This window comes from Streptomyces sp. NPDC085524 (assembly GCF_044541755.1).
Classification (GTDB): Bacteria; Actinomycetota; Actinomycetes; order Streptomycetales; family Streptomycetaceae; genus Streptomyces.
In genome coordinates, this window is record NZ_JBITTH010000035.1 from 15,073 (window position 1) to 32,446 (window position 17,374).

Sequence of the window (17,374 nt, forward strand, 5' to 3'; positions counted from 1 at the left end):
GGTCGGCTGCGTCGGCGGTGCCGCGATGAGCTCGGAGTCCGAGGTGGCGGCCGTGGCGGGCATCCTGCCGCGCAGCTACGGGATCGTCCCCGCCTCGCTCGTCGACGGCCCGCGGGGGACGATGACGTACAACTACCTCGCCGAGGGCCAGGACGGCCGGCGCTGGTTCGTGAAGTCCTATCCGCCGGGCACGGACCTCCGGGCAGAGCAGGAGGCGCTGCGGCTGGGCGAGTTCGCACGCAGCCGCGGGATCCAGGTCCCCGCGGTGCGGCGGACGTCGACCGGCGAGCTCATCGTGACGTCCGGCGCCAGGGCGGTGTCCGTTTCCGCGTACGTGGACGGCGCGCACACTGCCGAAGGCGGCCTGCACGGCCGCGGGTGGGCCGCGGTCGGGGAGGCGGTGGGCCGGCTGCACAAGGTCCTCGCCCTGCATCCCGCCGGACCCCCGCGTCCGGTTCATCCGCGTGAGGTCTGCGACGCCGAGCGGGCCCGCATGCGTCTGGAGCGGCTGCTCGACCGGTACGGACGGGGCACCGCCGGCGGGGAGTTCGCCGTGTGGGCCCGCCAGGCCGCGGAGGAGCGCTTCGCGGCGCTGCCCCGCGTGGGGGCCGTACTCGAAGGCCTTCCGGTGACGTTGACGGCCCAGATCGTGCACGGCGATCTGTCCTCCCCGAACGTGCTGCTGCGTGCCCAGGAGGTGGTCGGCCTGATCGACTTCCGTCAGCCCCGCCACCGAAGTGCCGCGTGGGAGCTGGGCCGTATCGTCCTCGATCCGCGCACGGTGGTCACCGGCCCCGACTGGCCCGCGGGCCTGGGCGAGGCGGTCGTGGCCTACCGGCAGGCGAACCCCGGGCTCCCGGTGGAGGACCTGCTCGCCGTGCCGAGGGTGACGGCGGGCTACCTGGCCTGCTCGGTCTACCCGCTGTCCGAGCCCGTCGACAACCCGGCAGCGGTCACCTCCGGGCTCGAGGCGTACGGGCGGGCCCGGCACGCGGCCCTGGAACTGCTCACCGGTCGCCTGGACGAGGCCGAGGAGGTGCTCCGTGCCCGCCTCACCTGATGCCGTTGCGCCTGCGGCTCCGGCCCCGCCGCCGGAGTCGGCAGGTCCTGCGTCCGGACCCGGCCGCATCCGCGTCCCCGGCTCTGATTCCCACTCCCACTCCCCCTCCACCGAGGAGACGAGCGCATGACGACGAAGCCCACCTCCGCGCCCCGCAGCGGCGGGTGCCTGTGCCGGAAGATCCGGTTCACGGTAGTCGGCGAGGCCGACTGGCTGCCCCAGGTTCCCGACACCCGCCACCGCGGGACGGCGCGGTGAGCGGCGGCCCCCGGCACACCGTGCCGGTCGACGTCCATCTCGTCCTGCGCCGCGACGGCGGCCCGGGCCCGGAAGTACTGCTGTCCCGGCGGGCCGGACCGGTCTACGCGACGGGCCTGTGGCATCTGCCGTCCGGGCATCTCGACCCGGGCGAGGACATGGTGGAGGCGGTGATCCGGGAGGCGCGCGAGGAGACCGGCGTGCTCATCGCGGCCGAGGACGTGACCGCGGCCGTCACCGTCCACCACCGCCCTCCCTCGGGCTCCCGGTCCCGCCTCGGAGTCTTCTTCGAGGTGCGCCGGTGGTCCGGGCCGCCCCGGATCATGGAGCCGGACCGCTGTGACGGCATGGGCTGGTACGAGCTGGACGCCCTGCCCGCGCCGATGGTGGCGTACTGCCGGGCCGGGCTGGACGCCTACCGCGCCGGGCTGCCCGCCGCGGTGCACTTCCAGCGGCCGGACGACGCCGTCGCCCACACACCGGACGGCCCCGACCGCACCCGCCTGCTCACCGGCCCGGCCGCCGATCGGTCCGGGCTGCCGTACCGGCTGCGGATGTTCGCCGAGCGGGCCGTCGGCCGGATCACGCAGGTGACGGAGGTGTCCTGGGCCCGTACGGGCAGCCGGGTGTGGCGGCTGACCGGGCCCGGGGGCGGGACCTGGTACCTGAAGCGGCACCGCGGCCCGAAGTTCCACGACCGGGAGGTGGCCGCGTACCGGACCTGGGTGCCGGCGCTCGGGCCGCGGGCTCCCCGTCTCGTCGCGGCCGACCCGGCGGCGCAGGCCGTCGTCGTCACGGCGCTGGCGGGGCGCCCGCTGCACGGCATGGTCCTCGACGCGGCCGCCGAGGCACGCGTCCAGCACGGTCTGGGCCGCCTCGCCCGCGCCCTGCACCGCAGCGCCCCCGAGCGGAGCACCGGCACCGCGACGGCCGCGGGCAAGGTGGAACGCCATCTGGAGGGAGCCCGGCCCGGCCTCGCCGACGGGGACGAGGAGCTGGTCCTCTCCCGGGTCCGCATGTACGAGGACCTGCCGCAGCCCGTCCTCGTACCCACGCACGGGGACCTGCAGTACCGCAACGTCCTGCTCGCCGACGGCGGCGGCGAACCGCGGCTGCTCGACTTCGAGCGGGCGGAGTACGCCGCCGCGACCCGGGACCTGGTGCGCCTGGGCGACACCTGGACCGGCCGGCCCGACCTGCGTGCCGCGTTCCTCGCCGGATACGGCCGCCCCCTCACCCCGGCCGAGGAGCTCCGCCTGGACTGCGAGACCGCCTTCGACGCCGTCTCCGGCATCGCGTACGGCATGCGCCACGACGACCCCGAGGTCACCGAGCGCGGCCTGCGCACCCTGCACCGGCTCCGCACCGGCCGCCACCACCACGCGTAGGCCCCGGCCCGTACACCCCTCGAAGGAAGGAACCCCGTGCCCGACCCCCGACCCGCCACTCCCGCCGACACCGCCCACGCCGCCGAGGCGCCCGGCTTCGCGGCCGGTCCGGCGCCGGTGCGGATGGCGCATCGCCCGGCAACGGCCGAAGGGAGCACGGCGTGAGCAAGCAGTGGCTGCCCCCGGAGGAGTTCGCGGCGACGCTGCCGAAGGCCTCGGTCTTCGGGGCCGTGTTCTTCACCGACGAGGACGACCGCCCCGTCCAGCTGCGCGCCACCTACTCCAGCGCGCACCCCTGGCAATGGCCGGGTGGCATCGCCGAGGCCGGCGAGCGCCCCTGGGAGACCGCCGTACGCGAATGCCGGGAGGAGACCGGACTCGACGTGCCGGGACCGCCGCGGCTGCTGGCGACCGTGTTCGGGCTGCCGGGGAAGGACTGGCCGTTGAGCACGGTCGGTTTCGTCTTCGACGGCGGCCGCCTCACCCCCGGCCGGCTCGCCGCGATCGTGCTGGACCCCGACGAGCACGACGAGGTCCGTGCCCTGACGGTGCCCGAGTGGCAGGGAGTGATGCCGGCCCGGGACCACGCCCGGCTGGAGGCCGTCATGGCCGCCCGCCTGACCGGGCTGCCCGCGTACTTCGACACCTGGGACCGGGAGACACCGTGAGTACCACGCACACCGCGCGCGACTGGCACGACCACTATGCGGCCGGCCGTGACTTCCGGCCGCTGTCCGACACCGAGAAGGCCATCCTCACCGGGCACTTCGCTCTGCCCGGCGGGGACGTCCCGGGGGCGCGGGCGCTGGACGTGGCCTGTGGGACCGGTGAGCTCGCCCGCTTCCTCGCCGCGGCCGGCTACCGGGTCGACGCGGTGGACTGGGCCGGATCAGCCGTCGAGCGGGCCACCGCCGCGACGTCGGACGCCATCACCTACCACCGACTCGACGTCACCGGCGGCGGCCTCACCGCCCTGGCCCCGGCCGACGGCGGCTACCGGGTCATCACCCTGCGCCGCGCCCTGGCCCACCTGCCCGACCGCACCCGTACGGTCGCCGAACTGGCCGCGCTGCTCACCGACGACGGCACCCTGTGCGTGATCACCCCGCATGCCGACCGGCATCCGGCCGCGCTGCGCGGGATCTGCCTGGACGAGGCCGAGTTGGTCCTCCTGACCGACGGCTGGCGGCACGCCGAGCGCATCGAGGCCGGGGATTCCACGGTGCTCCTGCTGAGCGGGCGGAGGTCCGACCCGGTCGCCTACAGCGAGAAGCGCACACCGAAGCCGGCCGCGATGGCCGGTGTCGCGGTGGTCCTCACCAACGACCGCGGGCAGGTGCTCCTCGGCTGGAACCCCTCCCTCGGCGTGTGGGAGCTCCCCGCGGGCAGGGTCGAGCCGGGAGAGGCCTTCGAGGCCACCGCGGTGCGCGAACTCGAGGAGGAGACGGGGCTTCACGCCTGGCCTGAGGCCGTGCTCCTGCTGGGCACGTTGTGCGACGTCACGCACGGCTTCACCCGCATCACCGAGATCGCCAGGCTCACCGACCACTCCGGCGAACCGACGGCGCGCGAGCCCGAGCTGATCAGCCGGTGGGAGTGGCACACCCCCTCCGCCCTGCGCTGCCTGCCGCAGCCCCTGTTCACCGCTTCCGCGCAGGCGCTGAACCTCGCATGGCCGGGATTGCTGCCCGGCGTGCCGGCCGCGCACCACACCCCCCGGCACGGGGTCATCCGGCCACCGCATTCCGGTCCCTGCGCAGCCGGTTCCAGGCGGCCAGGCCCAGCATGAGGCCCCACACGACGAAGAGGCCGTACCAGAAGAGGCCCCAGGCGGCCTGCGGGTGGGCGTCCTTGGCGGCGAAGGCCGGGGCGGAGACGACCCGGCCGGCGGCGAGGAGGCCCTGCAGCGCGAAGTAGGTGAAGCCCCAGAGGGTCATGCCGACCGAGGCGGTCAGGGACAGGGCGCAGAGCGTGCGGCGCGGGAGCCGGCGGCCCCAGGGCCGGACCAGTGCGAGCGCGACGAGGGCACCGGACACCGCGACGGCGCCCATCACCCAGTAGCCGATCGCGGCTTCCCAGGTCCCGTGCGGGGCGGAGGCGAAGTCTCCGGGGAACGTCGCGCCGATTCCCGCACCCCACCAGAAGTGCGGTGCCGCGTAGGCGAGCGCCGCCCCGGCCGCCGCGTAGCCCGGCCAGGCCTGCCGCCACCCGGGCCGTGCCGCCGCCGTATCCGTGGCAGTCGTACCGGTCGTACCGGTCGTACCAGTCGTCATGTCTTCCCCCGAGGTCTCGTTCTCGTCCGGCACGCCCACTGCGTCCCGCCTGGGAAAACACTGCCCGAACCGCCCTCCGGGCGAGTCGGCCGCCGGGACCGGTCCGCCTCCCCCGTACGGGGGAGGGCCTCGCCGACGGGGGAGGCGGCGAGGCCCATGCCGGAAGAGTACTTCCAGAGCCGGGCCGGGGACGCAGGAACAGCGAAGTGCATAAGTCTGCAATTTCGCAGATGCTGCGGCCCTTGCGACCGCTGTGCCCGGGGGTCCCGTCGCCACGAGTTGCGGGGATCTGCAATCGTGGAGGTCACAAGGCATCGAGGGGGGCGGCGGAAGCCCTCGCGACGGAACGGTTCCGGGTGGATGAGATGGGCAGTCAGCGCAAGGGTCCCCAGGTGAGCACGCCGCTCTACCAGCTCAAGGCGGAGTTCTTCAAAACCCTGGGGCACCCGGTGCGCATCCGCGTCCTGGAACTCCTGGCCGTACGCGAGCACGCGGTCGCCGAGATGCTGCCCGAGGTCGGGGTGGAGGCCGCGAGCCTCTCCCAGCAGCTCGCCGTCCTGCGCAAGGCCAATCTGGTGCTCACCCGCCGGGAGGGCTCCAACGTGTACTACAGCCTCACCCACCCGCAGATCGCCGAGCTGCTCCGGGTCGCCCGCGGCATCCTCTCCGGCGTCCTGGAAGGCCAGGCCGAGATCCTCGCCGACCTCCGCGCCACCAGCCACACCTAAGGCAGCCCATCGCGGCGCCGGCCCGAGGGCCCGCGCCCCGCAAACGGCGGCCGTCTTCCCTCGGTTCGGGCTCGTTCGCGCTTCCGGCACCGGAAGGCGGCCGCTCCCCCGCCCCCGCGTCGGCGGCCGGTCCCTGCCTGCGGGGCTGTCGGCGGGGGCTGGCAGCATGTCCCCATGATTCGCGCCGATCTTGACACGCTGTTCGCCTCCCCCGCGGCCCTCCTCGATGCCGGCCCGGGGGTCCTCGAGGGACTGCCCGCCACCGGCGGCGGGGCGGGACGTGAGGCATGGGCCCAGGCCGTCACGATGCTCGACGGGGCGGAGGTGTCACGGGCGGAGTTCGCCTCGTGGCTGCATTTCGGCGCGACGGTGCTCGGCCACGGCGCCTACGCCCGGCTCGTGGCCGAAGCCGCGCCGGAGATGCCGTGGCGGACCGTCTGGGCCTGGTGGCGGCCGGTCGGCGCCTACCGGGCCAAGCCCAACCTGAGCGGGGACGCCGACGTCGAGGTCCACGAGGGGCCGGACGGCCGTCTCCTGCTGAAGCTGGAGGCGCAGTGGATGCAGACGCGCTGGCTCGATCCGGCCACCGGCGAACCGCTCCCCGCGCCCGCCGACGGGGAGTTCGCCGAGCGGCCGTACGACGCCCCCGTCGAGGGCCCCGTCCTCTTCGACCCGGACGACGACAGCCTCCACGCGCCCGCCACCTGGGAGGAGCCCGCTCCCCTCGGAGGCGGCCGCGTCATGCTCTTCGAGCCGCGCGGCATCGTGGTCCTGGAGCGGAACGGCGCGGCGGCCGAGGGGGCGTCGGATTCCGAGGCCCTCTCCTGGGGCGAGGGCGGGCCCTGGTTCGCGGGACCGACCGCGGCCGAGGCCCCCCTGGACGCCGCCCGCATGGAGGAGGCGTTCGACGCTGACGGGATGGTGCTGCTGACGCAGGAACAGCTGCCCGCCGCGCTGCGCCACGAGCCCACTCGGGAGCTGGCCGTGACGGCGGGACTGCCGACGTGGTTCGCCGCCGGGGTCGCCTCGTTCACGCTGGCCTGGGCCGGGGGGAAGGCGTACGGGCTGGAGCCCGACGAGAACGGCCTGCTGCACCTGGGCACCTTCGACCTGGCGTACGGCGACGAGGGTCTCGTACTGGTCCACCCCGAGACGGGCGCGGTGTCGATGATCCGCGACGGCGAGGGCCCGTTCCCCATCGCCCGGGACACCGAGACCTTCGTGCGGCTGCTGGAGGCCGTGTACCGGTTCATGAGCGCCTGCTGGGACTCGTACCCGGGCGAGGACGGCAAGCGGGACTTCCTGCGCGAGGTCGCCGCGCTCGAACCGCTCGCACTCGACGGGGAATCGCCGGCGGGCGACATGTGGGAGCACCTGTTCGCGGCCATCGTCGAACTCAGCCCCTGGGGCTTCTGACACAGGACGTCCCGCACGGGGCACCCGGTCCGGCCGGTGCCCCGCGCGGGACGCGGGGACGCGGGTGTCCCCCGCGGGACGCGGACGTCAGATCTCGAGGGCTCCGGGGAAGGGTCCGTGCCCGACGCCGGGGGCGGTGACGGCCAGCCAGCCGTGGCCGGTCATGGGGGTGTTCTCGTCGATCTCCTCCGGGTCGACGGTCAGCTTCTCCGCCACACCGTTGGCATTCGTCTCGCACGAGGCGTTCGGTTCGTACAAGCCGGGTTCCCAGTGCTCGTCGTCGGTCTGGGGGGTCTCCCAGGGCATCGGCTCGCCCGTCCAGGCCGGCTCTCGGTAGGTCTGGTAGGAGCGGACCAGGCGGCCCTGCTCGGCGATCGCCCAGCTGTGGTCGTCGTCGTAGGCGTCGCGGAAGTAGAAGTGGGCTTCTCCGCAGTGCGCGCTGACCCGGGTCGCGATCTCCTCCGCGGTCTTGAACACCAGGCCGCCGAACACCATCCGCCAGCCGGCGAACTCGGGCGTGATGAAGGACCGGTGGACGGTCCGCTCCTCGCCGCCCGGGCCGGTCGTGACGGCCGTGTCGTGGTGCATGGCCGACATGCCCATGGCCATGGTCGCGGGGATGCGGTCGTGCAGGCCCAGGGCCTCGAAGAGGCCTTCGTAGGTGGCGGCCGGCACCGCGAGCCAGATGAACGGGCAGTGGTGGTCCAGCGGCCTGTCGTCCGGCAACTTGATCCGGACGAGGCGCTCCAGCGCCCGCCGGTCCCTGTCGTCGAGCTCGTCACCGGCACCGATCATCGCCAGCGCGTGCAGCGCAGGGCGGCGCAGGGCACCGGGCCCCTGTCGTCGTATGTCCAGCAGGCCGCGGACCCCTTCGGGTCCGAGCGCCTTGAGATCCTTTTCGGCCTGCCACAGGCGCTCCTGACGGGCGATCTGCGACAGGAGCGACTCAAGGGCCGGCTTTTGCGTACTCATGACGCCGACCCTAGAACATGCGCACGACGCCGAAGCGGCCACGGGGCGGCCCTGGTGATGCGCCGACCCCTCGGCCGCGCGATCCTGTTCGACCCCGGGGCACCGGTGCCCGGTCGTGCAGCTCAGGCGGCGAAGCGGCGGTTGCCGGTGAGCGACCACACGGCGGAGATCCGGCCGTCGGTGACCGCGAACATGTCGATGCCGCTCTTGACGACGACGTCTCCGCCGCCGTCTGCGTTGCTCTCGCTCCAACGGCAGGCGATCTCACCGCGCTCGGAGTCGACCAGCGGTGGGGCGTCGGCGGCGAACGTCACGCCGGTGAGGGCATGGCTGTTGACCGCGATGAATGCCGTCAGTTCGTCCTGGCCGAAGGTGGCGGCGGAGCCGGAGCCGCCGAAGTCGTCCGCGAAGTACAGCCGGAAGCCGGGGGCGAGGATCTGGTCGGCGAGGGCGACGTCTCCGTTCCAGAGCGCCGCCCAGCCCTCCACCAGCCGGGTGCCGGCTTCCCGGGTCAGCGGTGCGGAGTCGGTGGTGGGGGTCGTCGTCACAGACATGGGTGCCTTCCGTGGTCGGTTCGTGCTCACAGCCTCTGGGCCGTGAGCGACAACCCCCTGTCGGTGTTTAGCCCTCCGCGCGGCGGCTCAAGCGAGCCTGTAGAGCTCGTCGAGTGCGACGAAATCCGAGCCGGGGGCGGTGAGTTCGGAGTCGTCGAGTTCGGACAGGTCCAGCGGACGCGGTTCCGCTGCTTCCTCGAGCGCCACTGCTTCCCGGATGCGGTCGAGGCGGAAGCCGTGCACGGCGGAGCGCAGCCGGCACCAGCCGATGAGGTACCAGTGCTCCCCGCCCAGGAAGCCCAGGGGTTCGACGACGCCGTCGGTGAGCCGGCCGTGCTCGTCGGCGTGGCTCAGGTGCACCGGCCGGCGGGTCGAGAGCGCCTCGCGCAGGGTGTGCGGGAGGGAGGACGGCGAAGCGGGGTGCGCGGGCACCCGTATTCGGGCCGCGAGCTCGTGCGCCGCCTGCCGGTCCCGCTGCGGCATGACGGCGAGCACCTTGTGCAGCGCCGAGCGGGCGTCGGTGGCGAACGGCGACCCGGACAGCTCGTGCAGGGCGACGGCGAGGGCCGCCGCCTCGGCCGGGGTGATGGTCAGGGGCGGCAGGGTGTGGTCCTTGTCCACCACGTACCCGCCGCTGCGGCCCGGCTCTGCATAGACCGGCACGCCGGACTCCTGGAGCGCGCCGAGGTCCCGCTCGATGGTGCGGGTGCTGACGCCGAAGCGCTCGGCGAGCCATCGGGCGCTGCGCGGCCGGGGCGAGACCGCGCGTAACTCCTCCACCAGGGCGTACAGACGCTCGGTACGGTTCACAGCCAAGGACCGTAGCCGATGCCCGGGCGGCCGGACGAGAGATCCACGCGGCGCGTCGGGCCGTGATCCGGGTGCCGGTGCTCTGGCCGTCACGAGGTGGATCGTCATTTAAGATTCAAGGCGGCCGCGGGGCCGCGGATCACCGCCGTACGCGGCGTCCGCGGAACGGTCCGGTCGGCCGAGGGGAGCGGCCTGTGTCAGGGCCTCGGTCCGGATGAGGACCACCTCACGCTGATCATGAACGTCCCGGGGAGTCACGTGACCGCCGGCGTGCGTCTCAGGGGTATGGGGCGCCGGGCGCACCCGCCCACGAACAGAAGACCCCCAGGGAGAAGTGAGGTATGCCAGTGATCTGCGTCGGAGGCATGATCGGCATCGGCAAGACGACCGTGGCCGAGCTGATCGCCAAGGAGCTGGGGAGCGACGTCTTCTACGAGAGCGTGGACGACAACCCGATCCTGCCGCTCTTCTACACGGCGAGCCCCGAGGAGATCCAGGCCAAGCGCTACCCCTTCCTGCTCCAGCTCTACTTCCTGCAGACGCGGTTCGCCTCGATCAAGGAGGCGTACAAGCAGGGCGACAACGTCCTCGACCGGTCGATCTACGAGGACTGGTACTTCGCCAAGGTCAACCACGACCTGGGCCGGATCAGCTCCCTCGAGATGCGGGTGTACGAGGGGCTGCTCGACGAGATGATGCGCGAGATCGACGGCCTGCCGTACCGCAAGGCACCCGACCTCATGGTCTACCTCAAGGCCGACTTCGAGACGGTGCTGCACCGCATCGGGCTGCGGGGCCGCGATTTCGAGCAGGACGAGAGCCTCGTCGAGTACTACCGGACGCTGTGGTCCGGCTACGACGACTGGGTGCACAAGCACTACTCGGCCAGCGAGGTGTTCGTCGTCGACATGAACAACACGGACGTGGTCAACAACCCCGAGGACGCGGCCCGCGTGGCGCGGGAGGTCAGGGAGGCCCTGGCGGCGGTCGGGCGCCGGGCCTGAGGCTGCCGCTCCCGGGCCGCCCGGGCGCAGCGTTCAGTGCGGGGCGGTCCGCCGCCCCTTCGGCAGGGCGGTGGCCGCGAGCAGGAGTGCGGTGCCCAGGGCGCAGCTCGCGACCACGAAGGCGCCGGGGGTGGCCGTGGCGCTGACGATGCCGGCCTCGTCCGCCGTGCTGCTGTTGAGGCCGAGGACCACGGCTCCCGCGCCCGCGAGACCGATCGCCCCGCCCAGTTGCCGGAAGGTCTGGCGGACGACGGACGCGTCGGGCCGTTCGTCCTCGGGGACGGCGCGCATCATCTCGGCGCTCAGGGCGGGTACCGGCAGGCCCATCCCCAGCCCGGTCAGGACCATCCCGGGCACCAGCCAGGGGTACTGCTGTGACGGCAGTGCGAGCGTCCAGGCCACGGCCCCCAGTGTGGCGGCCGTCAGGCCCAGCAGGACGGGCACCCGGATCGACCGGTAGTGGTCCAGGAGGAACCCGGACAGGAAGGTGCCCGTCGCCAGGGCGGCGACCAGGGGCAGCAGGGACGTGCCGGTGGCGGGGAGCGACAGGTGCATGGCCTGCCGCAGGAACAGCGTGCCGTGCACGATCACGATCAGCTGCGCGGCCTGCACCATGAAGGTGATCGCCACGTCCACGGCGTAGGGGCGGATGCGCAGCAGCCGCAGGTCCACGAGCGGCTGCGGGGACCGCAGGACGAGCCGCACCGCCAGGGCCAGCGTCAGTGCGCCCGCCAGCAGGGCGGTGAGCGTCCTGGGGTCGGTGACGCCCCAGACGCCGCACTGGTAGAGCCCGGACACGAGCAGGCCCAGCGAAAGGATCACGGCGAGGGGTTGGCCCGCGCTGAGCGTGCCGCCCGCGGCCTCACGGTGCACGCGCGCTTCGCCGATCAACCAGAGGGTCAGCGCGCCGACCGGGACGTTGACGAGGAAGACCGAGCGCCATCCGAGGAACTCGATGAGGACCGCCCCCAGCACCGGTCCCGCGACGAACAGGATCTGCGCCAGGCCCGCGTAGACGGCGAGGGCCCGGCCCCGTTCGTGCTCCTCGTACACGTCCGCGATCAGCGTCGTGGCCACCGGCAGCATCAGTGCGGCGCCCGCGCCCTGCACGGCCCTCATCGCGAGCAGGTACGGCTCGGCGGCATCACCGCCCGGCGCGAGCCCGCAGAGCCCGGAAGCGGCCACGAACACCGCGGTCCCGGCCCGGAAGGTGCCCAGCAGGCCGAAGCGCCGTGAGGCCATGGCTCCGACCGGCGTGAACGCGGCCATCGCCAGGCTGTAGACGAGCACCACGGCGTGCATGACGAACGTGGTGAAGCCCAGGCTCCGCGCCACCGGGTCGAGGGCGACGGCGACGACCGTCTGGTCCAGCATGACCATGCCCCCGGCGCAGCCCATGGCGGCGACGACGAGGTACTTGCGGGGCGGGGCGGGGCCCTCGGAGGACGGAACGCCTTCGGAGGAAGGCCGGTGCGCGGGCGACACGCGTTCCTAACGAGCGCAGCGCCCGCACGACATGGCTCGCGGCCCCGGCGTCACCGGGGCTCGCGCGCGTGCCGGTGGGACGGCTGTCCGCCGGATCCGGCAGGGCAGGATGGGGCGGTGAGCTTCTCCGTGCATGCCCACCGCGTCCGTGACGAGCGCCTGGGACCGCCCCTCCGCGGTGTCGGTCTTCGCGGAGGGGCGGTGTGTCGGCTCGGGGTGTTAGGGCCGGGCGGGGCGGGTGGTGGCTGTTCAGGCGGTGGCGGGGCGGAAGCCGCGCAGGCGCAGGCTGTTGCCGACCACGAAGACCGAGGAGAAGGCCATGGCCGCTCCGGCGATCATCGGGTTGAGCAGTCCGGCGGCGGCGAGCGGGAGGGCGGCGATGTTGTAGGCGAAGGCCCAGAACAGGTTCGAGCGGATGGTGCCGAGGGTCTTGCGGGCGAGGCGGATGGCGTCGGCCGCGGCGCGCAGGTCGCCTCGTACGAGGGTCAGGTCGCCCGCCTCGATGGCGGCGTCGGTGCCGGTGCCCATGGCCAGGCCCAGGTCGGCCTGGGCGAGTGCGGCCGCGTCGTTGACGCCGTCGCCGACCATGGCCACGCTGCGGCCCTCGGCCTGGAGCTTCTTGACGACGTCGACCTTGTCCTGCGGCATGACCTCGGCGATGACCTGCTCGATGCCGACCTCGGCCGCGACGGCTTCGGCCACGGCCTGGTTGTCGCCGGTGAGGAGGATGGGGGTGAGGCCGAGGGCCTTGAGCCGGCGGATGGCTTCGGCGCTGGTGTCCTTGACCGCGTCGGCGACTTCCAGGACCGCGCGGGCCTCGCCGTCCCAGGCCACGACGATCGCGGTACGGCCGGCCGCCTCGGCCCGTGCCTTGGCGCGCTCCAGGTGCACGGGCAGGGTGATGGCCCACTCGGCCAGGAGCCTTTCGCGTCCGACGAGGACGGCGTGGCCGTCCACGACGCCCTGGACGCCGAGGCCGGGGACGTTGGAGAAGTGTTCGGGGGTGGGGAGGGCGCCGGTCCTGGCGGCCGCGCCGGTGGCGACGGCCTGGGCGATGGGGTGCTCTGAGGCGTGCTCCAGGGCTCCGGCCAGGCGCAGGACTTCGTGCTCGTCAGCGCCTTCGGCGGGGTGGACGGCGAGGAGGGTCATCTTGCCGGTGGTGACGGTGCCCGTCTTGTCGAGGACGATGGTGTCGGCCTTGCGGGTGGTCTCCAGGACCTCGGGTCCCTTGATGAGGATGCCGAGCTGGGCGCCGCGGCCGGTGCCGACCATGAGCGCGGTGGGGGTGGCCAGGCCCAGGGCGCAGGGGCAGGCGATGATCAGGACGGCGACGGCCGCGGTGAAGGCGGCCGTGAGTCCGGCGCCGGAGCCGAGCCAGAAGCCGAGGGTGGCCAGCGCGAGGCCGATGACGACGGGGACGAACACCGCGGAGATCCTGTCCGCGAGGCGCTGGGCGGCGGCCTTGCCGTTCTGGGCGTCCTCGACCAGCTTCGCCATCCGGGCGAGCTGGGTGTCGGCGCCCACGCGGGTGGCCTCGACCACGAGGCGGCCGCCGGCGTTCAGGGTGGCCCCGGTGACGGGGTCGCCGGCCGTGACCTCGACGGGAATGGACTCGCCGGTCAGCATGGAGGCGTCCACGGCGGACGAGCCTTCGACGACGGTGCCGTCGGTGGCGATCTTCTCGCCTGGCCGGACCAGGAACCGGTCGCCGATGCGCAGATCGGCGGTCGCCATGCGCTCCTCGCGGCCGCCGCGCAGCACGGTGACCTCCTTGGCCCCCAGTTCCAGCAGCGCCTTGAGGGCCGCGCCGGCCTTGCGCTTGGACTTGGCCTCGAAGTACCGGCCGGCCAGGATGAAGGCGGTGACTCCGGCCGCCGCCTCCAGGTAGATGTTTCCGGCGCCGTCGGTGCGGGCGATGGTGAGCTCGAAGGCGTGGGTCATCCCGGGGGTGCCGGCGGTGCCGAAGAACAGCGCCCACAGCGACCACAGGAACGCGGCGGTCGTGCCGACCGAGATCAGGGTGTCCATGGTGGCCGCGCCGTGCCGGGCGTTGGTCCAGGCGGCGCGGTGGAAGGGCCAGGCCGCGTACGTGACCACGGGCGCGGCCAGGGTCAGCGAGAGCCACTGCCAGTACTCGATCTGGAGCGCCGGGACCATCGCCATCGCGATGACGGGGACGGCGAGGGACACGGCGGTGACCAGGCGCTGCCGCAGGGGGCGCAGTCCGTCGTGCTCCTCCCCCGGGCCGGCGGGGGTCCCCGCGTCGTCCGTGCGGACCGGCGCGGGTTCCTGTGCGGTGTAGCCGGTGGCCTCGACGGTGGCTATCAGGTCCGCGACGGAGACTCCGTCCGCATCGAAGGTGACCTTGGCCTTCTCCGTCGCGTAGTTGACGGTGGCCTCGACCCCGTCCATGCGGTTGAGCTTCTTCTCGATGCGGGCGGCGCACGAGGCGCACGTCATGCCGCCGATGGCGAGCTCGACCTCGGCGGCGCCGACGGTGGTGGTCATGGATGCTGCTCCTCGTTCGTGCGCGGGAGGGGTGGGAAGGGGCCGGGGCCCGGCGGGTGGGCGGGCCCCGGCGCGGGGGTGGCCGGGCCGGGTGTCAGGCGGCGCGGCCGGTGAGCTCGTAGCCGGCGTCGTCGATCGCCGCCGCGACGGCGGCATCGTCGGGGGCGCCGACGGTGACCACCGTGACCAGGCCGCCCGCCAGGTCCACGTCGACGGAGACGACGCCGTCGAGCGCGCCGACCGACGTGGTGATGGCCGTCCGGCAGTGGCCGCAGGTCATGCCCGACACGCGGTAGGCGGTGGCGACGGTGGTCTCCGCGACGGCGACGGCGGTGGCCGCTGCGGTGTTCGTGCCGCAGGTGCCTTCAGGAGTACAGCAGGACATGACATCTCCCCATTCGTTCGAACGCTTCGTCCGGATATCGGCTGGCTGGATATCCCGGATACCAGATACCTAGAGGGGGTATCCCTTTGGATGCCCTCAGGTATACCCCCCATGGGTATAAGCGCGCAAGAGATCGCACCGCTTGACTTGATACCCCTGGGGGGTATGGTGACGTGCGTCGGCAGCCGCAACGGCAGCAGCCCCTCACCGCACGGGAGAGCAGACATGAACACCGGACTGAGGATCACGGCCTTCGCCGCCGCACTCACGGCGGCCTTCGGTACCGCGTACGGAGTCGGCAAGGGGGTCGGACCGACGGGCACCCCGGAGCGGGCGGAGCACTCGGGCCACTCGGCACGGGGCGGCACGCCGGGCCGAGGCGGTGACGGACACGGCGGCCACCAGGAGGCGGCCCAGGCGTCCGCGCCCGGCGGCCTGCAGGTCTCGGACGCCGGCTACACGCTGTCCCTGGACACCCGGCAGGTCGGGCCGGGACCCGCAGAGCTCAGGTTTTCCGTCAAGGACCGCGACGGCCGGAACGTCACGGCGTACCGGACCGAGCACGGCAAGGAGCTGCACTTCATCGTCGCCTCGCGGGACCTCACGGTCTACCGTCACCTCCACCCGGTCCGGGCGGCCGACGGGACCTGGTCGACACCGGTGGACCTGCCAGCGGCGGGCGGCTACAAGGCCTTCGCCGATTTCACCCCGGCCGCCGCCGGCGCGAAGGGCATCACCCTCGGCGCGGACCTGTCCGTTCCCGGCCCGTACGCACCCGCCCCGATGCCGCCGGCCACCGGGACGGCGGAGGTGGAGGGCTACCGGGTCGCGCTGGGCGGCACCCTGGACCCGGGCAAGGCGGGCGAACTCCGGCTCACCGTCAGCAAGGACGGGAAGCCGGTCACGGACCTGGAGCCGTACCTCGGTGCCTACGGCCACCTCGTCGCCCTGCGCGACGGAGACCTGGCCTACCTCCACGTCCACCCCAACCAGGGCGGACCGGGGCCGGACGTCTCCTTCACCGCAACGCCCCCGAGCCCCGGGACGTACCGCCTGTTCCTGGACTTCCAGCACGAGGGCAAGGTCCGTACGGCGGCCTTCACCGTCCGGGCGGGCGGGTCCCCCGGCGCCACGGCCACCGCGGACCCCGGCACCGCCTCGAGTGCGCCCGCGGGCGAGCCGGGCGGGCACGCGCACTGACGGCACGCCGCATCCCCGCCCGCGCCGCACCATCCGCGCCACACCGTCCGGGCCGCCACCCGTGGACGCGGGCCCGGCCGGCGGTAGGGTGCGCCACGTGTCCGAGCACCAGCGCGATCTCGTCGGCTACGGTTCCGACCCTCCGCACGCTGCCTGGCCCGGCGGCGCCCGGGTCGCCGTGAGTCTCGTCCTCAACTACGAGGAGGGCGGGGAGCAGAGCGTCCTCGAGGGGGACGCCGCCTCCGAGGGCTACCTGCACGAGATCGTCGGAGCGCCGTCCGTGGTGGGCGGGCGGGACCTGAACGTCGAGTCGATGTTCGCCTACGGCTCGCGCGCCGGGTTCTGGCGCATCCATCGCACCCTGGGAGCGCACGGTGCGCCGCTCACCGTCTACGCCGTCGGTCAGGCGCTGGAGCGGAACCCGGACGCGGCGCGGGCGATGGGCGCTGCCGGGTGGGAGGTGGCGGGCCACGGGTGGCGGTGGATCGACCACCGGCACGTGCCCGAGGACGTGGAGCGCGGCGACATCGCGCGCTCGGTCAGGACGATCGAGCGGCTCGTCGGACGCCGGCCCGTCGGCTGGTACACCGGCCGTACGAGCAGCAGCACGCGGCGGCTCGTCGCCGAGGAGGGCGGCTTCCTCTACGACTCCGACGACTACTCCGACGACCTGCCGTTCTACGTCGAGGCAGCCGGACGGCCGCACCTCGTCCTTCCGTACAGCCTGGACACCAACGACTTCAAGTTCCTGATCGTGCACGGCTTCACCACCGCGGACGACATGCTGTCGTACCTCGTCGACGCGTTCGATGCACTGCACGCCGAGGGCGCCGACCGCCCGCGCATGATGAGCGTCGGCCTGCACTGCCGGATCACCGGCCGGCCCGGCCGCATCCGCGCGCTCGACGGCTTCCTGAAGCACGTCGCGCAGCGCGGCGGGGCGTGGGTCGCCACGCGTGAGCAGATCGCCCGTCACTGGCTGGCCGTGCACCCGCCGCCGCGCTGAGCGGCGGGGCACTGTCAGACCGGGCTGCCCGTGGTGAAGAAGGAGGTCAGCACGGGCGCGAGTGCGTGCGGATCGACGCCGTGGCCCTGACCGGGAAGGACGTGCAGGGTGTAGTTGTCGCCGAGGGAGGCCAGTTCCTTCGCCCCGTTGGCCATGCACGTCTCACCCGCACCGCCGTGGCCGACGAGGACGGGTATCCCCACGGACCGCCAGCGGTCGGCGGGCAGCGGACGGCCGGACATGGTGCCGCTCATCAGCCGGCCGTCGTACGGCAGGGTCGGGGAAGCGTCCTCCCAGGCCGCCCACCCGGGTCATCAACGTACCGCC

At 73.4% G+C, this 17,374-nt stretch carries 19 protein-coding genes; 11 read left to right on the forward strand and 8 right to left on the reverse strand.

What is annotated here, in order from left to right:
* Positions 1 to 25 precede the first annotated feature (25 nt).
* The 6 genes from ACIGFK_RS36970 (at position 26) to ACIGFK_RS36995 (ending at position 4,495) form a co-directional block, all read left to right on the forward strand.
* Positions 26 to 1,060: a phosphotransferase enzyme family protein gene (locus tag ACIGFK_RS36970; protein WP_386473279.1), complete on the forward strand. Its 1,035-nt coding sequence runs from the start codon at positions 26 to 28 to the stop codon at positions 1,058 to 1,060.
* 126 nt (positions 1,061 to 1,186) lie between these two features.
* The gene (locus tag ACIGFK_RS36975; protein ID WP_376657169.1) at positions 1,187 to 1,318 is read left to right on the forward strand and encodes a hypothetical protein; all 132 of its coding nucleotides are present in this window, start codon (positions 1,187 to 1,189) and stop codon (positions 1,316 to 1,318) included.
* Positions 1,315 to 2,706, forward strand: a complete 1,392-nt coding sequence (locus ACIGFK_RS36980; protein WP_376657168.1) for an NUDIX domain-containing protein — start codon at positions 1,315 to 1,317, stop codon at positions 2,704 to 2,706. The genes ACIGFK_RS36975 and ACIGFK_RS36980 overlap by 4 nt, the downstream gene beginning before the upstream one ends.
* A 36-nt stretch (positions 2,707 to 2,742) precedes the next feature.
* A complete protein-coding gene (locus ACIGFK_RS36985; RefSeq protein ID WP_376657167.1) occupies positions 2,743 to 2,871 on the forward strand; it encodes a hypothetical protein in 129 nt (42 codons plus the stop codon).
* On the forward strand, positions 2,868 to 3,374 hold the full coding sequence (locus tag ACIGFK_RS36990; RefSeq protein ID WP_376657166.1) for an NUDIX domain-containing protein: 507 nt from the start codon (positions 2,868 to 2,870) through the stop codon (positions 3,372 to 3,374). The genes ACIGFK_RS36985 and ACIGFK_RS36990 overlap by 4 nt, the downstream gene beginning before the upstream one ends.
* Complete coding sequence (locus ACIGFK_RS36995; protein ID WP_386473274.1) at positions 3,371 to 4,495, forward strand: NUDIX domain-containing protein; 1,125 nt, start codon at positions 3,371 to 3,373, stop codon at positions 4,493 to 4,495. The genes ACIGFK_RS36990 and ACIGFK_RS36995 overlap by 4 nt, the downstream gene beginning before the upstream one ends.
* On the opposite strand, the gene ACIGFK_RS37000 is transcribed toward ACIGFK_RS36995, so the two are convergent.
* Complete coding sequence (locus tag ACIGFK_RS37000) at positions 4,434 to 4,979, reverse strand: DUF3995 domain-containing protein (protein WP_386473271.1); 546 nt, start codon at positions 4,977 to 4,979, stop codon at positions 4,434 to 4,436. The two genes, ACIGFK_RS36995 and ACIGFK_RS37000, sit on opposite strands and share 62 nt — an antisense overlap.
* Positions 4,980 to 5,371: 392 nt before the next feature.
* On the opposite strand from ACIGFK_RS37000, the gene ACIGFK_RS37005 reads away from it, so the two are divergent.
* On the forward strand, positions 5,372 to 5,707 hold the full coding sequence (locus ACIGFK_RS37005; protein ID WP_376657163.1) for an ArsR/SmtB family transcription factor: 336 nt from the start codon (positions 5,372 to 5,374) through the stop codon (positions 5,705 to 5,707).
* Between the two features lie 174 nt (positions 5,708 to 5,881).
* Complete coding sequence (locus tag ACIGFK_RS37010) at positions 5,882 to 7,123, forward strand: SUKH-4 family immunity protein (protein WP_386469534.1); 1,242 nt, start codon at positions 5,882 to 5,884, stop codon at positions 7,121 to 7,123.
* 87 nt (positions 7,124 to 7,210) lie between these two features.
* Here the strand turns inward: ACIGFK_RS37010 and ACIGFK_RS37015 are convergent, their stop codons facing one another.
* From ACIGFK_RS37015 to ACIGFK_RS37025, 3 genes are all read right to left on the reverse strand, one after another.
* The gene (locus ACIGFK_RS37015; protein ID WP_386469536.1) at positions 7,211 to 8,095 is read right to left on the reverse strand and encodes a hypothetical protein; all 885 of its coding nucleotides are present in this window, start codon (positions 8,093 to 8,095) and stop codon (positions 7,211 to 7,213) included.
* Positions 8,096 to 8,217: 122 nt separating this feature from the next.
* Complete coding sequence (locus ACIGFK_RS37020) at positions 8,218 to 8,649, reverse strand: hypothetical protein (protein ID WP_376657160.1); 432 nt, start codon at positions 8,647 to 8,649, stop codon at positions 8,218 to 8,220.
* 87 nt (positions 8,650 to 8,736) lie between these two features.
* Positions 8,737 to 9,459 (reverse strand): helix-turn-helix transcriptional regulator, encoded by a 723-nt coding sequence (locus ACIGFK_RS37025; protein WP_376657159.1) that lies wholly within the window; start codon positions 9,457 to 9,459, stop codon positions 8,737 to 8,739.
* A 341-nt stretch (positions 9,460 to 9,800) separates the two neighbouring features.
* Between ACIGFK_RS37025 and ACIGFK_RS37030 the strand changes: the two genes are divergently transcribed.
* Positions 9,801 to 10,463: a deoxynucleoside kinase gene (locus ACIGFK_RS37030; RefSeq protein ID WP_376657158.1), complete on the forward strand. Its 663-nt coding sequence runs from the start codon at positions 9,801 to 9,803 to the stop codon at positions 10,461 to 10,463.
* A 33-nt stretch (positions 10,464 to 10,496) separates the two neighbouring features.
* Here the strand turns inward: ACIGFK_RS37030 and ACIGFK_RS37035 are convergent, their stop codons facing one another.
* The 3 genes from ACIGFK_RS37035 to ACIGFK_RS37045 all read right to left on the reverse strand — a co-directional run bounded on the left by ACIGFK_RS37035 (position 10,497) and on the right by ACIGFK_RS37045 (position 14,841).
* The gene (locus tag ACIGFK_RS37035; protein WP_376657157.1) at positions 10,497 to 11,948 is read right to left on the reverse strand and encodes an MFS transporter; all 1,452 of its coding nucleotides are present in this window, start codon (positions 11,946 to 11,948) and stop codon (positions 10,497 to 10,499) included.
* Positions 11,949 to 12,197: 249 nt separating this feature from the next.
* On the reverse strand, positions 12,198 to 14,456 hold the full coding sequence (locus ACIGFK_RS37040) for a heavy metal translocating P-type ATPase (protein WP_400055370.1): 2,259 nt from the start codon (positions 14,454 to 14,456) through the stop codon (positions 12,198 to 12,200).
* Between the two features lie 94 nt (positions 14,457 to 14,550).
* Positions 14,551 to 14,841, reverse strand: a complete 291-nt coding sequence (locus tag ACIGFK_RS37045; RefSeq protein ID WP_376657155.1) for a cation transporter — start codon at positions 14,839 to 14,841, stop codon at positions 14,551 to 14,553.
* A gap of 225 nt (positions 14,842 to 15,066) precedes the next feature.
* Between ACIGFK_RS37045 and ACIGFK_RS37050 the strand changes: the two genes are divergently transcribed.
* On the forward strand, positions 15,067 to 16,041 hold the full coding sequence (locus tag ACIGFK_RS37050) for a hypothetical protein (protein ID WP_400055371.1): 975 nt from the start codon (positions 15,067 to 15,069) through the stop codon (positions 16,039 to 16,041).
* Between the two features lie 97 nt (positions 16,042 to 16,138).
* The gene (gene puuE, locus ACIGFK_RS37055) at positions 16,139 to 17,047 is read left to right on the forward strand and encodes an allantoinase PuuE (RefSeq protein WP_376657153.1); all 909 of its coding nucleotides are present in this window, start codon (positions 16,139 to 16,141) and stop codon (positions 17,045 to 17,047) included.
* Positions 17,048 to 17,061: 14 nt separating this feature from the next.
* Here puuE and ACIGFK_RS37060 read toward each other — a convergent pair whose 3' ends face one another.
* Entirely contained in the window at positions 17,062 to 17,301 is a 240-nt protein-coding gene (locus ACIGFK_RS37060) for an alpha/beta fold hydrolase (protein WP_400055373.1), read from the reverse strand.
* Between the last annotated feature and the right edge of the window lie 73 nt (positions 17,302 to 17,374).

What these genes read in the sequence shown, in the direction of transcription:
- ACIGFK_RS36970 (WP_386473279.1), top strand. Translation starts at nt 26, where the DNA reads ATGAGCTCGGAGTCCGAGGTGGCGGCCGTGGCGGGCATCCTGCCGCGC.
- ACIGFK_RS36975 (WP_376657169.1), top strand. Translation starts at nt 1,187, where the DNA reads ATGACGACGAAGCCCACCTCCGCGCCCCGCAGCGGCGGGTGCCTGTGC.
- ACIGFK_RS37000 (WP_386473271.1), bottom strand. Translation starts at nt 4,979, where the DNA reads ATGACGACTGGTACGACCGGTACGACCGGTACGACTGCCACGGATACG.
- ACIGFK_RS37010 (WP_386469534.1), top strand. Translation starts at nt 5,882, where the DNA reads ATGATTCGCGCCGATCTTGACACGCTGTTCGCCTCCCCCGCGGCCCTC.
- ACIGFK_RS37015 (WP_386469536.1), bottom strand. Translation starts at nt 8,095, where the DNA reads ATGAGTACGCAAAAGCCGGCCCTTGAGTCGCTCCTGTCGCAGATCGCC.
- ACIGFK_RS37020 (WP_376657160.1), bottom strand. Translation starts at nt 8,649, where the DNA reads ATGTCTGTGACGACGACCCCCACCACCGACTCCGCACCGCTGACCCGG.
- ACIGFK_RS37030 (WP_376657158.1), top strand. Translation starts at nt 9,801, where the DNA reads ATGCCAGTGATCTGCGTCGGAGGCATGATCGGCATCGGCAAGACGACC.
- ACIGFK_RS37040 (WP_400055370.1), bottom strand. Translation starts at nt 14,456, where the DNA reads ATGACCACCACCGTCGGCGCCGCCGAGGTCGAGCTCGCCATCGGCGGC.
- ACIGFK_RS37045 (WP_376657155.1), bottom strand. Translation starts at nt 14,841, where the DNA reads ATGTCCTGCTGTACTCCTGAAGGCACCTGCGGCACGAACACCGCAGCG.
- ACIGFK_RS37050 (WP_400055371.1), top strand. Translation starts at nt 15,067, where the DNA reads ATGAACACCGGACTGAGGATCACGGCCTTCGCCGCCGCACTCACGGCG.
- ACIGFK_RS37060 (WP_400055373.1), bottom strand. Translation starts at nt 17,301, where the DNA reads ATGAGCGGCACCATGTCCGGCCGTCCGCTGCCCGCCGACCGCTGGCGG.